Source organism: Streptomyces sp. 2A115, assembly GCF_052245575.1.
Taxonomy (GTDB): domain Bacteria; phylum Actinomycetota; class Actinomycetes; order Streptomycetales; family Streptomycetaceae; genus Streptomyces.
In genome coordinates this window covers 13,396-26,823 of record NZ_JBQQCG010000095.1, presented here as the reverse complement: position 1 = coordinate 26,823, position 13,428 = coordinate 13,396, and the positions used below count along the sequence as shown (strand labels likewise).

General features: G+C 67.1%; 6 protein-coding genes. 2 read left to right on the top strand and 4 right to left on the bottom strand.

The features are described from left to right. Window positions 1–22 precede the first annotated feature (22 nt). The 4 genes from ACTWQR_RS47130 to ACTWQR_RS47115 form a co-directional block, all read right to left on the bottom strand. The gene (locus ACTWQR_RS47130) at window positions 23–3,205 is read right to left on the bottom strand and encodes a type I restriction endonuclease subunit R (RefSeq protein ID WP_443233486.1); all 3,183 of its coding nucleotides are present in this window, start codon (window positions 3,203–3,205) and stop codon (window positions 23–25) included. After that, window positions 3,202–4,515, bottom strand: a complete 1,314-nt coding sequence (locus tag ACTWQR_RS47125) for a hypothetical protein (RefSeq protein WP_443233485.1) — start codon at window positions 4,513–4,515, stop codon at window positions 3,202–3,204. The genes ACTWQR_RS47130 and ACTWQR_RS47125 overlap by 4 nt, the downstream gene beginning before the upstream one ends. Further along, window positions 4,512–6,503, bottom strand: coding sequence for a type I restriction-modification system subunit M (locus tag ACTWQR_RS47120; protein ID WP_443233484.1), 1,992 nt, complete (start codon window positions 6,501–6,503; stop codon window positions 4,512–4,514). The genes ACTWQR_RS47125 and ACTWQR_RS47120 overlap by 4 nt, the downstream gene beginning before the upstream one ends. Before the next feature lie 94 nt (window positions 6,504–6,597). Further along, window positions 6,598–8,841: an N-6 DNA methylase gene (locus ACTWQR_RS47115; RefSeq protein WP_443233483.1), complete on the bottom strand. Its 2,244-nt coding sequence runs from the start codon at window positions 8,839–8,841 to the stop codon at window positions 6,598–6,600. Window positions 8,842–9,068: 227 nt separating this feature from the next. Here ACTWQR_RS47115 and ACTWQR_RS47110 point away from each other — a divergent pair, with 227 nt between their 5' ends. Together ACTWQR_RS47110 and ACTWQR_RS47105 are read left to right on the top strand one after the other, a co-directional pair. Further along, window positions 9,069–9,656, top strand: coding sequence for a hypothetical protein (locus ACTWQR_RS47110; RefSeq protein WP_443233482.1), 588 nt, complete (start codon window positions 9,069–9,071; stop codon window positions 9,654–9,656). Between the two features lie 168 nt (window positions 9,657–9,824). Further along, complete coding sequence (locus ACTWQR_RS47105) at window positions 9,825–13,376, top strand: UvrD-helicase domain-containing protein (RefSeq protein ID WP_443233481.1); 3,552 nt, start codon at window positions 9,825–9,827, stop codon at window positions 13,374–13,376. Window positions 13,377–13,428: the final 52 nt, after the last annotated feature.

The following is a 13,428-nucleotide window of genomic DNA, read 5'->3' as shown; positions in this document are numbered from 1 at the left end:
GCCCCGGCCGACGGGGCCGGGACTACACGTCGTCCAGACCCTCTTCGCTACGGATCATCCGCCAGGCCGCGCGCCGCGCACTGCGGTCGAGGTTGGACTTGAAGTCGCGGTCGGGGCCGAAGTAGCGCTTGCCGAGCGTGTCGATGGTGGAGACGTGATCCATCATGTAGCCGTTGAACGCCTTGTCGAAGACGACGCCGAAGTTGTCCTCGTCGTTGACGACGGCGGCGGCGCGGACCTTGGGGTCGTTCTTGGCGGCGTTGAAGGCCGGGAGGACGTCCTCCTCGGTGAACTCCGTGCCGAACTTGGCGTTGAAGCGGTCGATCAGGTCCGACAGCAGTGACTTCTCGGACTCCTTGGCGCCGCCCGCACCGTCCCCGAAACCCTTGAGCTCGGCAGGGCCCTCGGGGTTGAGGGAGACGTCGTGCTCGCCGGTCTTCGCGACCCGCAGGTGACTCAGGTCGACTTCGCCTATGTCGACGCCGCCGTCGGCGCTGCGGGGGAGCCGGTTGAGGAGGTAGCGCCCGTAGAGGTGCAGCCGTTCCAACTCGGGGTCGCGGTACGGCACGATCTGCGCGAGGAAGCCGTACTTGCGGACGTAGTCGTTGAGATTGGCGCGGAAGCCCTCCGCGGTCTCGACGTCGTCCTCCTCCTCGCTCTCCATGAGCTTGGTGAAGCGGATGACGGCGGGGGAGAGGAGCCGGTACAGCTCGGCGTGCAGCTTCTCCCACTTGGCCTGCGAGCCGGCCGCCTTCTCCTTCGCCTCGAAGTACGCGGCGGCGAACTCGTCCATGTCCTGCTCGGAGATCACCGGTGCGGCCATCACGCGGCTCTGGGCCGTGTAGAGGAGGTTCGGGTCGGAGGGGAGAGTCGTCGCCTCCTCGAAGTACGGGCGGAAGGCGTCCTGTATGTCCTCGGCCTCGTTGACGAAGTCCAGGACGGCGAGGTCGGCCTGGGACTTGCGGTCGGCGGTCCGATTGAGGCGGGAGAGGGTCTGCACGGCGGCGATGCCGGTCAGCGTCTTGTTGACGTACATCGTGGTGAGCAGCGGCTGGTCGAAGCCGGTCTGGTACTTCTCGGCGACGACCAGGATCTTGTACTCCTGCTGCCCCTTGCCGCCCGCCTTCACGGCCTTGTCGTCGGCGCGGACGTACGCGAACGCCTTCGGCAGCGCGCTCTCGGACAGCCCGCCGTTCTCCTTGCTCTCGGTGGTCTCGTCATCGTCGATGGTGAGCGAGCCGGAGAAGGCGACGAGGACGCCCAGGTCGGGGTACTTGGTGTCGTACGCGCGGTCCTTGATGTAGCTCTTGATCGCGCGGGCCGTCTGCACGGCGGACTGTCGGGAGGCCGTGACCACCATCGACTTGGCGCGTCCGCCGAGTCGGCCGCGGGTGTGGGTCACGAAGTGCTCGACGATGACCTGGGCGTGCTGGGAGACCGTGTGCTCGTGGGTGAGCGCGAACCGGGCGAGGAGGGTGTTCGCCTTGGAGGGGTCGACCTCCTTCTCGTCCGGGTTCTGGTTCACCAGCTTCCAGTACGTGTTGTACGTGACGTAGTTGCGCAGGGGATCGAGGATGAAGCCTTCCTCGATGGCCTGGCGCATGGAGTATGTGTGGAAGGGGCGGTAGACCGCCTTGCCGTTCTCGGTGTTCGCCGTGCCGAAGAGTTCGAGGGTCTTGGCCTTCGGGGTGGCCGTGAAGGCGAAGTAGGAGAGGTTGGCGGCCTGGGAGCGCTCCACGGCCTTCGCCTTGAGCTTGTCGTCCAGGGTGACCGTGGTCGTGCCCTCGTCGTCCGAGTCCGCGTCGAGGCCAAGGTCGCGTAGGGCGGATTTGACGGCGGTGGCGGCGTCGCCGGACTGGGACGAGTGGGCCTCGTCCACGACGATCGCGAAGCGCGTTCCCTTGATCTCGGTGGGGTTGCGCTTGATGTAGTCGAGCAGCGCCGGGAACGAGTGCAGGGTGACGGTCACGATCTTGCCGGTGTCCCGGGAGAGGGCGCGGGCGAGCTGTTCGCTCTTCGCACCGTGCTTCTCGTCGACCTTCACGACCAGGCCGTCCGTCTGCGAGAAACTGCCGACGGTTTCCCGGAGTTGGGCGTCCAGGTTGCGGCGGTCCGTGATGACGATGACCTTGTCGAAGACGGGTTCGCCGGGTGTGACGCGGTTGTTCTGGCGGGCGTCGGGGTCGAGAAGATTCGGGTCCGTGTCGGCGTGCAGGTCACTCAGGCGGTGGGCCAGCCAGCCGATGGTGTTCGACTTCCCCGAGCCGGCGGAGGCCATGACGAGATAGTTCTGGCCCACGCCGTGGGTGGCCGCGTGGGCGGTCAGCTTCTTGACCACGTCCCACTGGTGGTAGCGGGGGAAGATCGTGGACTTCGTCGTTCCGCCGCCGGGTGTCTTGTGCTTCTGCTGGTGGGCAAAGCGCTGGAGGAGGTCGAGCCAGTTGTCGGGCTGCCAGACCTGTTCCCAGAGGTAGGAAGTGGCGTACCTGCCGAAGGCCGTGGGCGCCGGGTTCCCGGCTCCGCCGGGCTGGCCGGGACCGTTCGAGCCTGTGTTGAAGGGCAGGAACTGGGTGTTCTTGCCGCGCAGTTGGGTCGTGACGAAGACCAGGTCCGGGTCCACGGCGAAGTTGGCGATGACCCGCCGCGTGAAGATCAGCTCGGTCGGGTCGCGGTCCGTCCGGTACTGCTCCTTGGCGTGCTCGACGCCCTGGCCCGTGAGCGGGTTCTTCAACTCGGCCGTGGCGACCGGGATTCCGTTGAGGGAGAGGGTCAAGTCGAGGCGGTGGCCCCAGTCCGCTTGCTTTGTGGCGTAGGGGAGTTCGCGGACGACGGTGAGGCGGTTGGCTCGGTAGCCGTCGAGGACGGAGTCTGCGGAGATGAGGTTGGGCTTGAAATAGGCGACGCGGAGGCGGACTCCACGGTCCTTGACGCCGTTTCGGAGGACGTGGAGGAGGCCGTCGTCGGCGATGGCTCGGTCGAGGCGCTGGGCGAAGCCTCGCTGAGCCTCGTTGGGGTCGCTGCCGTAGACGGTGAGGAGTTCGTTCCACTCGTCGGGCTGGGTGGCGCCGAGGAAGGTGAACAGCTCGTTGGTGTCCAGGCCGAGGTCGGGGCGGTAGTCCTCGGGGTTTGCCTCGCGCCAGCCGTTCTCACGGAGGGCGGCGACTATGGCGGAGCCGAAGGCGGACTCGTCGTGCACGGGGCTCATGTCGGTGCTCCGTCCGTTACGTTGCGGCCGCTGGCGGTGGATACGTCGAATTGGCCGGTTACGGCGGCGGTGATTAGGGCTTTCCGCCGCTCGGCAAGAAGCGCCTGAGACCTGCGGAGCACACGCTGGGCTTCGTGGATACGGTGGCGCTCGTCTTCCAACTCGTTCGCGATCTGCGGCTGGATTTCCTTTGGAGCAGCCGGGATTGCGATCGACTTGATGTCCTCTCCCCGGAGCTTGATCGTCTGTCCCGACTGGCCACGGAACAACAAGGCCAACAGACCACGCACTGGCTGGCTGCCCAGCAACAACGTCACAAATTCGGGGGACCAGCCGTCGCTGACCCTCACGCGGTAGAGGAGGTCACTGAGCAGCAGCCGTCGCCCATCAGTATTGGCAAGTACTGCCACGCCCACATGCGCCGGGGAGCCGCTTCCGCGCGTCATTAGGATGTCACCGTCGGTGATTTGGTAACGCAGATCGGGCTGAAGATCCTTAGGGAGGCGTTTATGCTGTAGTGGCTGGAAAGTCCCGGTGCTGACAGCACTCGTCTTCAGCACGGCCCACTCTGAAGGAGAAGCCTCCACATCTTCACACTGAGGGCTCCACCCCTGTTCCACCGAGATGACTACACGGCGCAAAGGCAAGAGCCCGTGGGTCGCGATCAGGTTCTCGGCCTTGTCGGCCAGCCTTGACTGCCACAGTTCTTCCAAGCACCTGAGCTGCGAGTCTCGCGCTCGTGCCAGAGCGTCCACGCGGGCGGTCTCAGTGTCGAGGAAGTCGGCGATGCGGCGCTGCTCCTCTGCCCCTGGATAGGACCAGGAGGATGAGAAGAAGGCTCCTGTGTCCAGGTTCTGGATTCCCGTGGTCTGCTTGATCGCAGCCTGAGTCAAGCCCTGCCCGTATGCAGCAGCGAAAACGTAGGTCAGAAACCTGGGGTCGACGTCGAGAGAAGGCGAGATGCGTGCGCAAAAGTTGGAGCACACGGCCTTCTCTGTTTCAGTGAAAAGCACTGCCATACCGACAGGTTGCTTTTCTCCACCCCCTGACTTTTCGAGGATGAGATCCCCGTGGTGCAAAAGGTGCTGCCGTAGGGACGCCGGGTCCACATTGCGCAGCGGCGCGTTGAAGAGATCTACGCGACGGGTCGTGCGGCTGAAATCCGTGGCACGGACGCAGCGGACATCACTGCCGTCCTCGGTCGGATCGCTGCCCCAAGTGCCATTGACGGCGGAAGTAATTAGGTTCTTGAGGCGCCCACGAGTCCAGTGAGCGGGCGCCGTCTGGATCCATTGATCTGCGGTGGTCATTCCGTAACCTCTCCCAACAGCCTTTGGATCTCGTCCTCCAGCGCCTTCAACTCCGCGTCGATCGCCGACAACGGCCGCGGCGGTTTATAGACGTAAAAATGCCGCGTGAACGGGATCTCGTACCCCACCTTCGTCTTGCTGTGGTCGATCCAGGCATCCGGCACGTGAGGGTGCACCTCTCGCTTCAGGTACTCCTCGACGTCTTCGCCAAGCGGCACGTTCTCGTAATCTCGCAGCTCTGGGTCGGGCTCCGGCTTGCCTCTGACCTGCTGAATCTCACCCTCCGGGTCCCGGACGCCGATTGAGTCGCGCAGGGTCTTGTTGAAGGGGCCGCCCGTCGGCCAGGTCGAGCCTGCCTCGATGACGGCCGTCCGGAGTGCGTCCCATGCCCCCTCCTTGGTCGCCCAGCACCTGACCCGCAGCGATTCAATGGCGTCGAAGAAGACCGAGGCGTTCGGGAGCTTCTGGATGGCTTTCGACGCTTCCAGCGCTGCCAGTGTCTCTTCGGTCAACTCGAACCGAAGCTTCAACGGGCGCTCGACAGTGACCCGCTGGTATCCGAAGTCCGTGTTGGCGAAGACCTTCACCTTCCCGTGGAGCGGGTGCTCCGGATTCCCCGCGGCGGTGAGGGCGTCACCGTACAGCCGCGTGATCGTCGCGATATGCTCCTTACCGAGTTCCTTGCGCTTGTCGCCCAGCGACTTCCGCATCTTCTGCCATTGGTCGCGCGCGTCGAGGAGCACGACCGTGCCCCTGTGCTCTGTGTCCTTCCGGTTCGTCAGGATCCAGAAGTACGTGGAGATGCCGGTGTTGTAGAAGAGCTGGTCCGGGAGCGCCACAATGCCCTCAAGCCAGTCGTTCTCCAGAATCCAGCGCCGGATCTCCGACTCACCCGAGCCCGCTCCACCCACGAACAGGGGTGAACCGTTGAAGACGATCGCGATGCGCGAACCGCCCCCACCATTCACATCGACCGGCTTCATCTTCGAGATCATGTGTTGAAGGAACAGCAGCGAACCGTCATTGATCCGCGGCAATCCCGCCCCAAAGCGACCAGCCTCACCCAACGTCTTGTGCTCGTACTCAACCTCCTCCTTCACCTTCTTCCACTCCACGCCGAACGGCGGGTTGGCCAGCAGGTAGTCGAAGGACCTACGTGAATGCCCGTCATCCGAGAACGAGTTACCGAAGACGACGTTTTCCGGGTCCTGGCCCTTGATCATCAGGTCGGACCGACAGATAGCCCACGACTCGGGGTTCAACTCCTGCCCGAACACCTCCACCGTGGCGTCGGGATTCAGCGCCTTGATGTGGTCGTCCATCGCCGAAAGCATGCCGCCCGTGCCACACGCCGGGTCCATGACCGTGCGCACAACACCAGGCAGGTGCAACGCATCGCCATCCGGAGCGATCAGCAGGTTCACCATGAGCTTGATGACCTCGCGCGGAGTGAAGTGCTCACCGGCCGTCTCATTCGACTGCTCCGCGAAACGGCGAATCAGCTCCTCGAAGATGTAACCCATGTTGTGGTTGGATACCACATCGGGATGCAGGTCGAGGTCAGTGAACTTGCCGATGACCTTGTAGAGCAGGCCCGCACTGTCCAGCCGCTTCACCTGCTGGGCGAACTCGAAGCGTTCCAGGACCCCGCCGGCGTTCTCCGAGAACGCCCCCACGTACACCTGGAGATTCTTCGCCGCGCTCTGCGGGTCCGCCGCGATCTTCTTCAGGGTCAGGTTGGACTTGTTGTAGAAGGAGTGGCCCGAGGCCCGGCGCAGGAATCCGTCGGGGTTGATGTCCCCGTCCTTGTACTGGAGGGCCAGCTCCGCGACTTCCTTCCGCGTCGGCTCCAGTACGCACTCCAGCCGCCGCAACACCGTGAACGGCAGGATCACCTTGCCGTAGTCCGACTGCTTGTAGTCACCGCGCAGAAGATCCGCGACGGACCACGCATGGTTCGCCAACTCCGTGTGCTTGTTGCTGTTCAAGGGGTTCCCCGATTTCCTTCCGTGCGTCCCGCCCGCCGCCCGGAGCGGGGACAGAGAGACGAGTGTGGTCGATGCGTGCATATCCAAGTGCAGATCAGGGCGAATCAGCCCCGTACGAGGGTGAGTTCGCGTCACGCGACGGGAGCAGCGCGCCTCCCGTCAGCCCGCCCGCCAGCAACCTCGCCGTTTCCTCTGCGAGTTCCGTGGCACGGCGGGCCTCCACCCTGAGTTCGTGGACGCGCCGGAACGCCTGCCCGTACCGCCGCTGCTCTTCCAGCGGCAGCAGCGGTACGCGCAGCCGTCCCGGGTTCACGTTCAGGACCGTGCTGCCCGTCGACGCCGCCGCGATGTTGTCCTCCGAGTCCAGGAACCCGGCAATGAACCACGCGTCCAACCGCGCCGGATCAGGACGAAAGAGGTGGACATGGGCACCGAGAAACGCGCCCGCGTCCTCCTCGTCCGCCACTCGGGCCATGGATCCGCTTCCGCCCGCGACGGCTCGTACGAGCACATCACCCACGGCGATGACCGGCGCCGCGTCACTGCGCAGCTCGGCCGGGTCACCCGACGGGGGCGTTCCCCTCGCGATGTCCGAGCCTGTCAGCACCGCTCCTACCGCTCGCGTCGCTCGTACCGCACGGGCTTCCGAGCCGGCGGCGGCACCACCAACACCCCGCGACTCCCTGGACTCCCGCACCTCCCGCGCTTCCGGAACCGTACGCAACAGCGTCAGCGCCCCACCTCGCGCAAGGTCCGACGCCGTCGCCGTACGCCACTCGCGGGACGAGGCCCCGGCAGCGCTCCAGTCGGTGTAACCGGCCACCCTGCCAAGGGACTTGGCCGCCTGAACCAGACCCAGCCGGGTGGTGTCCACGTGCCGGGCCAGCTCTGTCGGGTCGATGTCGGCCTGAGTGACGCGTACTTGGCGGGTCGGCGTGAGGTCGACGACATCGTCGAGCAGGTCGACCACGGGGACCGCGCGGGCCGTACCGGGCTCGTCCGTGAACGAGTCCGGGCCGACGGTGAACGCCTCCCAGACGGCCAGCGTCCGCGTCGTGATGCCGACCCAGTCCAGAACGGCGCGACCACCGCCCCGCGTACGGGAATGCGCCGACCCGCCACGTCCCGAAGCCGGTCCCGACGCCGACGCCGATGCCGAAGTCATCGTCGCCGACTCCGTCATGTCGACGAACAGCACCGACTTCCGTTCCACACCGCCCGGTTCGGGCCGCTGGAGCACCCACATCTGGAGGCCGATGTGCAGGGGAGCCGCCGCGCCCGCGGGCAGCGCCACCACCGCGCGCAGCGCTCCACTGCGTACAAGCTCCGCGCGTACGCGGCGTCCCGACGCGCGTGAAGCGGTCGCCGGCGGCAGGACGAGCACGGCGTATCCGCCGGGGGTGAGGTGGGCGAGCGCGTGCTGAACCCAGGCCAGTTCCGACTCGGCTCGGGCCGGGACGCCATACGCCCAGCGCGGGTCGTACGCCAGCTCGTCATGGCCCCAATCGCGGTCACCGTAGGGCGGGTTGCAGAGTACGGCGTCGGCGGTGAGGTCGGGGAAGGCGTCGGCGCGGAGGCTGTCGCCCGCGCGGATGGTGACCGTCCCGTCCGGCACCGCCAGCATCAGGCTCACCGCGCTGCGCTGGGCCTGCACGGGCAGCGTGTCCTGGCCGTACAGCTCGCTCGCCCCGAGCCGGGCGGCAGCCGCGAGGAGCGTGCCGCTTCCGCAGGCCGGGTCGAAGACGCTTGCCGGGTTGCCGGGGATGAGGCGTGCGGCCAGGTCTGCCAGGGGGCCCGGCGTCTGGTAGGTGCCACTCGCCGCGCTGTCCTCCAACTCCCGCTCTGCCAGCACACCGAGCGCGGCCTGGCCGCCCTCGTCGCGTACGCAGAGGAGCAGGGCGCGCAGTGCCGGGCTGTCGGCTGTCGTGAAGTGGACGGCCTCCGCGCCCGGAACCGTGTCGGCGAGGTCCGCCGCCGCGCTGTCCGCGCGGGAGATGAGGCCGGCGTCCGGCAGTTCCATGAGTGCTGTCAGCTCGTCCGGGGTGCGGCGGGCCGCGGCTAGCACCAGGGGGAGCAGTTTGGCCGTGCCGCCGCTGCCCGGAGGGTGCAGACGCAGCGTCGTACGTAGCTCCTCCGTCGGGTTGGCGGCGGAGGTCTGGCCGCGCGAGGCGAGCCAGGCGCGTACCGCTTCCAGGTCGTACAGCGGGCTGCTCTCCGTGCCGCCGGAAGGGGCCGGGAAGTCGTCGTGCCGACGGCGCCAGTTGCTGACCGTGGCGCGCGTGACCCCCGCGATGCGGGAAATCTCGGCGGCCGTCACGTGGGCGGATGGCTGGGGCATGGCGCTCCTGGACCTTTGGGTGGCGAACAGTAAACACCCTACAACGCTCGTCAAATCTGTCAGCGTGTTTGACGATGCTTTCATGTATGTGCTTCTCTGAAAATGCTTCCGGTGGGTGAGTCTCGACCTCGCCTCCGGGATCCCTTGTCGCTGTCCCAAGCCGGCCGGTCCCATCGGCCGGCCCGCACCCACCGCATCCGGCCCACGTCTGACCTGGAGTAACCGAGATGAACACCCCGACGCCCGACCCGTACCAAGGCCACGTTCCGCCCAGTAGTTGGGGACCGGGAACGCCGCCTGCTCCGCCCACCGCCAAGAGCCCCACCCGCCGCAAGGCCTGGATCACCCACGGCGCGGTCGCCCTCGTCGCCCTGCTCGTCGGCTCGGGCATCGGCGCGAGCGGTGACAGCGGATCGGACGACACGTCCGACGCCGCGGGCAAGGCGACGCCTCGGCCCGAGGTGACCGTCACCGAGACGGCCGACGCCGAGGCGGAGCCCGCGCCGACGGTCACCGAGACCGAGACCGTGACGGCCAAGCCGAAGAAGGCCGAGGCCGCCGAAGACCCCGGGCCGGTCGCGAGCTTCGCCGGGGACGGGGAGTACCTGGTGGGGGAGGACATCAAGGCCGGGACGTACAAGACGGCCGGTCCGGAAGACGCGTTCGGCTGCTACTGGGAGCGGGCCAAGGACGCCAGCGGCGAGTTCGAGTCGATCATCGCCAACAACAACCTGGAGGGAACCGGTCGCGTGACCCTCAACAAGGGCGAGTACTTCAAGACCAACGGCTGCCAGGAGTGGAAGAAGGTCGGGTGAGTTGCGCAGCGAACCTGTACATGTGCCAAGGGTGTGACAGCTCGTGACGTGATGGACATCACCACAACTAGACTCACTTCGGCAATGTCAAAGGATTAGCCGAACTCTGATGTCCTGTCCCGAGCCGGTACGAGCACATCCCTGACCAGAAGGGGCAGAGCAGAGAGCATGTCGAAGCGCACGCGACGAGCGGACGTGCTTGCCGTGGAACAGCGGGCGGTCGACCACGCGTATCGCAGTCTGGAGCGCACCAGACGGGAGGCCACCGAACTCAAGAGTGTGGCGGCCTCCGCCAGCGGCAAGGACGCGATCGACGCCAACCGGACCTGGCAACGCGAGCTTGACAGCCTGGACCTCGGCAAGAACGCCCTGGTGTTCATGCGGGCGGACGTCGAAGACGGAGCTGGTCCCGAGACGTTCTACATCGGACGCCGATCGGTGCTCGATTCCGACCGCAACCCCGCCGTCATCTCATGGAGTGCCCCGGCTGCGGTTCGATGGCGGCTGACGAGTGAGCAGGAGCCCGGTGATGTGCGCCTGTTGCGTCAGATCGTCTGCGACGAGCGTGTCGTCAGGCGCTTTTTCAACCTGCACGGAACCGGTGGCGGCGGACAGGTCGGCGCCGCTCAGGAGGAACGGGGGAACGGGTCGGTTCCGCAGGTCGCCGAAGATGAGGTCGACGGCACAGGGCAGAACGCCGTGCTCGAAGAGCAGGAGTGGCGAGACCCGCTCCTCGACGAGCTCGACCGTGCTCGCGACGGCGCCATGCACGACATTGTCGAGACGATCCAGCGCGATCAGCTCCGGCTCGTCACCGAGCAGCCGAGCGGAGTATTGATCGTCCAGGGAGGCCCCGGCACCGGAAAGACGGCGGTGGGCATGCACCGTGTGAGCTGGCTCCTCGACAACAAGCACATGGCCGCCGACGATGTGCTGGTGGTGGGCCCGAACCGAGGGTTCCTGGACTATGTGGGGACGACCCTGGTCGAACTGGGCAGCAGCGGCGTGACCATGCTCGAACTGCCCGCGCTGTGGTCGGGGGGCGGTGCGCGGCGAGACCCGCACCGGGTCGCCGTCCTCAAGTCGGACGCACGCATGAGCTCTGTCCTGAAGCGGGCCGTCGACAACCAGACGACAAGCACCGCCGAGCGACTCGAAACACTCGTCGGCGGTCCGGTGTTCACCTTCGAGCTCCGCCGCCGCGAGGTGGTCGTGCCCGTCACGGAGATCGCGGAGATCGCAGGTGCGGCCCTCGCCGGGGAGAGCCCCTACCGTGTGCGGCAGGAGCGCTGCGCCCAGCGGGTCGTACAGCACCTCACCCAGACGTACACCGGGCTCTTGCCCGGCCCCGCCGACACCGACTACTTCGCCGAGATACGTCAACTGCGCCCTGTCACACGACTGCTGCGCCGAATAGCCCCGGAGTTGTCGACCCGTGACGTGCTGCGGAGACTCTTCTCCAGCGGTGTCACGATGGCGGCGGCGGCGAACGGCATCCTGACTCCCGAGGAGCAATCAGTACTCCTCGCGCACCACGAGAGCGCCGGACGCCCCGGATCTGCACGCGAGCCCAGTCTCGACGACCTCGTCTGCCTTGACGAGCTCGAACACATCCTGTCCGGGCGGCCCGAGCGGATCTATGGTCACGTCGTCGTCGACGAGGCCCAGGACATCACCCCGATGCAGGCGCGCTCTCTCGCCCGCCGTTGTCCCGGCGGTTCCATGACCATCCTCGGAGATCTCGCTCAGGCGACCGGTTCCTTCCCGTACCAGGACTGGGAACAGCTCGGCGCGACGCTCACCGGCAGGGACGGTTGGCGAGTGGCGGAGCTGTTGACCGGATTCCGCGTACCCGGTGAGGTCATGGACTTCGTCCGCCCCCTCGGAGGGCACTGCGCACCCGGCATCGCCATTCCCGACTCCGTCCGGCGCACCGGCGTAGAGGTGATCGTGTCGGAGGGCGCCGGCCCCGCGGAGCGCGCCGCCGAGCGCGCCAGGAACCTCGCCGCAGGCGCCGACGGCGCGGCGGCGGGCCGGACCACCGCGGTGATCGTCCCGGAGGAAGCATCCTGGCGGGAAACCGTCGCCGCTGCGGTCACGGAGTACGACTCGGTGGCGGTCCTCACGGCCGATGAGGCCAAGGGCCTTGAGTTCGACCACGTTGTCGTGGTCGAACCGTCCGCGATCGTAGGGGACGACGCCGCGGGGCTGCGCAGCCTGTACGTGGCACTGACCCGGTGCATGCAGTCGCTGACGGTCGTCCACGATCAGCCCCTGCCCCGGTGGATCGGCGGGCCGGTGAACGCCGTTCCCACACCGAAGCAGTTCATGGCACAGGTGAGCAGAAGGAAGACACCGCACGGCGGACCCGGCCTGTGCACCCGTTACCGGGCGGACGGCACGCGGTGCGACAACGAGACGCGGCAACCGGACGGATGGTGCAGGCAGCCGGGATGCGGAGGCTTCCGCACCGCGGAACCAGCGCCTCTCGGCAAAGGTGGATACCTGCGCGCACCCAAGGACGCCGAAACCGGGGCACGGTTGGAGCTCTCATCAGAGCGCATCGCCGACATCCGCATCAGCTCTGCTGCCTGTGGCTCGTTCGTCGCCCGCCACAGGGGCGGCCTGGGTGAGGCGGCCGTGGAACTGCATGCGACGCTCACACCGTTCCTGACCAGGGGACGACATCTGCGTTCCGCGGACGGGTGGTTCCTCGACCTGGACGGCTACCGGATTGCACTTGACGCTGAGGCGGGCGCCGTGACCGCGTACGCGAGTGGCCATCCCGAACGCAGCTACGCCCAGTTCGCGGCCGGGATCCCCTCCCGCGTCGGGCAGGAGGCGCGGGCCGGACGGAGGTCGGCTCTCACGCCGTCGGCGGCCGAAGACGGCGCCGATCTCGTCGATGACGCAGCGATGCGGAACCTGTCCACCGGCACCTTGCACGTCACCGTCAGCGCTTGCGTCGGATACGAGCGGGTGAGTCATTTCCGGGACCTTCCGGACGAGGAGTTTCTGAGGCAGCTCCGCGAGGAGCTGTCTGCCGACCTGAGCAACGGGCGGATCGAGAGGGTGGGGGAGCGCCTTGTCATCGATGGGGAGCGCTGCCAGTGGTCGCTCCGGTCCGACGGCCGGGTCCTGATGAAGGTCCGCAAATCCGGATCCGAGATCTACCGGGGCTTCGCCATCCAGGAGGCGGACGGCCCCCAGCCCGAAGGGACAGGCATGCCGGCAATCACCGCCGAAGGCGAGGCCCTCACTGTGGGAAGGGAGACGGAGAGCGGTTCCGGCCTGTCCGGTGCGGTCGCCGTACGCGAACGTGCGGCGCGCGCGGATCGCAGCCACGAAAGTCTGCGTCACCGCTTGCTGGCCGATCTCTACGAGCGTTCCTCGGACGTGGGGGACAGCGACCACGTCGACGCGTGGAGCCTCGGCTCTGAAGGCATGACGCTCTTCGAGGTGCTGGGCGAGGGCGCACACACCTACGCACAGATCCGAGAAGCGGCGTTGCACCTGTTGGAAGCCGCGTGCCTCCATCCCGGCGGGCAGGCCGAGTACCTCGTCATCGTCCTCCGCGAGGCACCGGCCGAGCCCTGGACCGTCGAGGTCGCCGACCGCGCGTTCAGCGTGGGGCTGGCTTGGCGGGACGGCGCAGGCTGGGCCGGACCCGGCGCGCGCCACATCACGGATGTGGCGACCGACGAGGACTCTGCCCGATGAACCCAACTGGTTCACAGGCGACCACGAGCGCGGGCAGACGACGTGCGCCATG

Excerpts from the sequence above, each read along its gene's own strand:
- ACTWQR_RS47130 (WP_443233486.1), bottom strand. The coding sequence starts at position 3,205 with ATGAGCCCCGTGCACGACGAGTCCGCCTTCGGCTCCGCCATAGTCGCC.
- ACTWQR_RS47125 (WP_443233485.1), bottom strand. The coding sequence starts at position 4,515 with ATGACCACCGCAGATCAATGGATCCAGACGGCGCCCGCTCACTGGACT.
- ACTWQR_RS47115 (WP_443233483.1), bottom strand. The coding sequence starts at position 8,841 with ATGCCCCAGCCATCCGCCCACGTGACGGCCGCCGAGATTTCCCGCATC.
- ACTWQR_RS47110 (WP_443233482.1), top strand. The coding sequence starts at position 9,069 with ATGAACACCCCGACGCCCGACCCGTACCAAGGCCACGTTCCGCCCAGT.
- ACTWQR_RS47105 (WP_443233481.1), top strand. The coding sequence starts at position 9,825 with ATGTCGAAGCGCACGCGACGAGCGGACGTGCTTGCCGTGGAACAGCGG.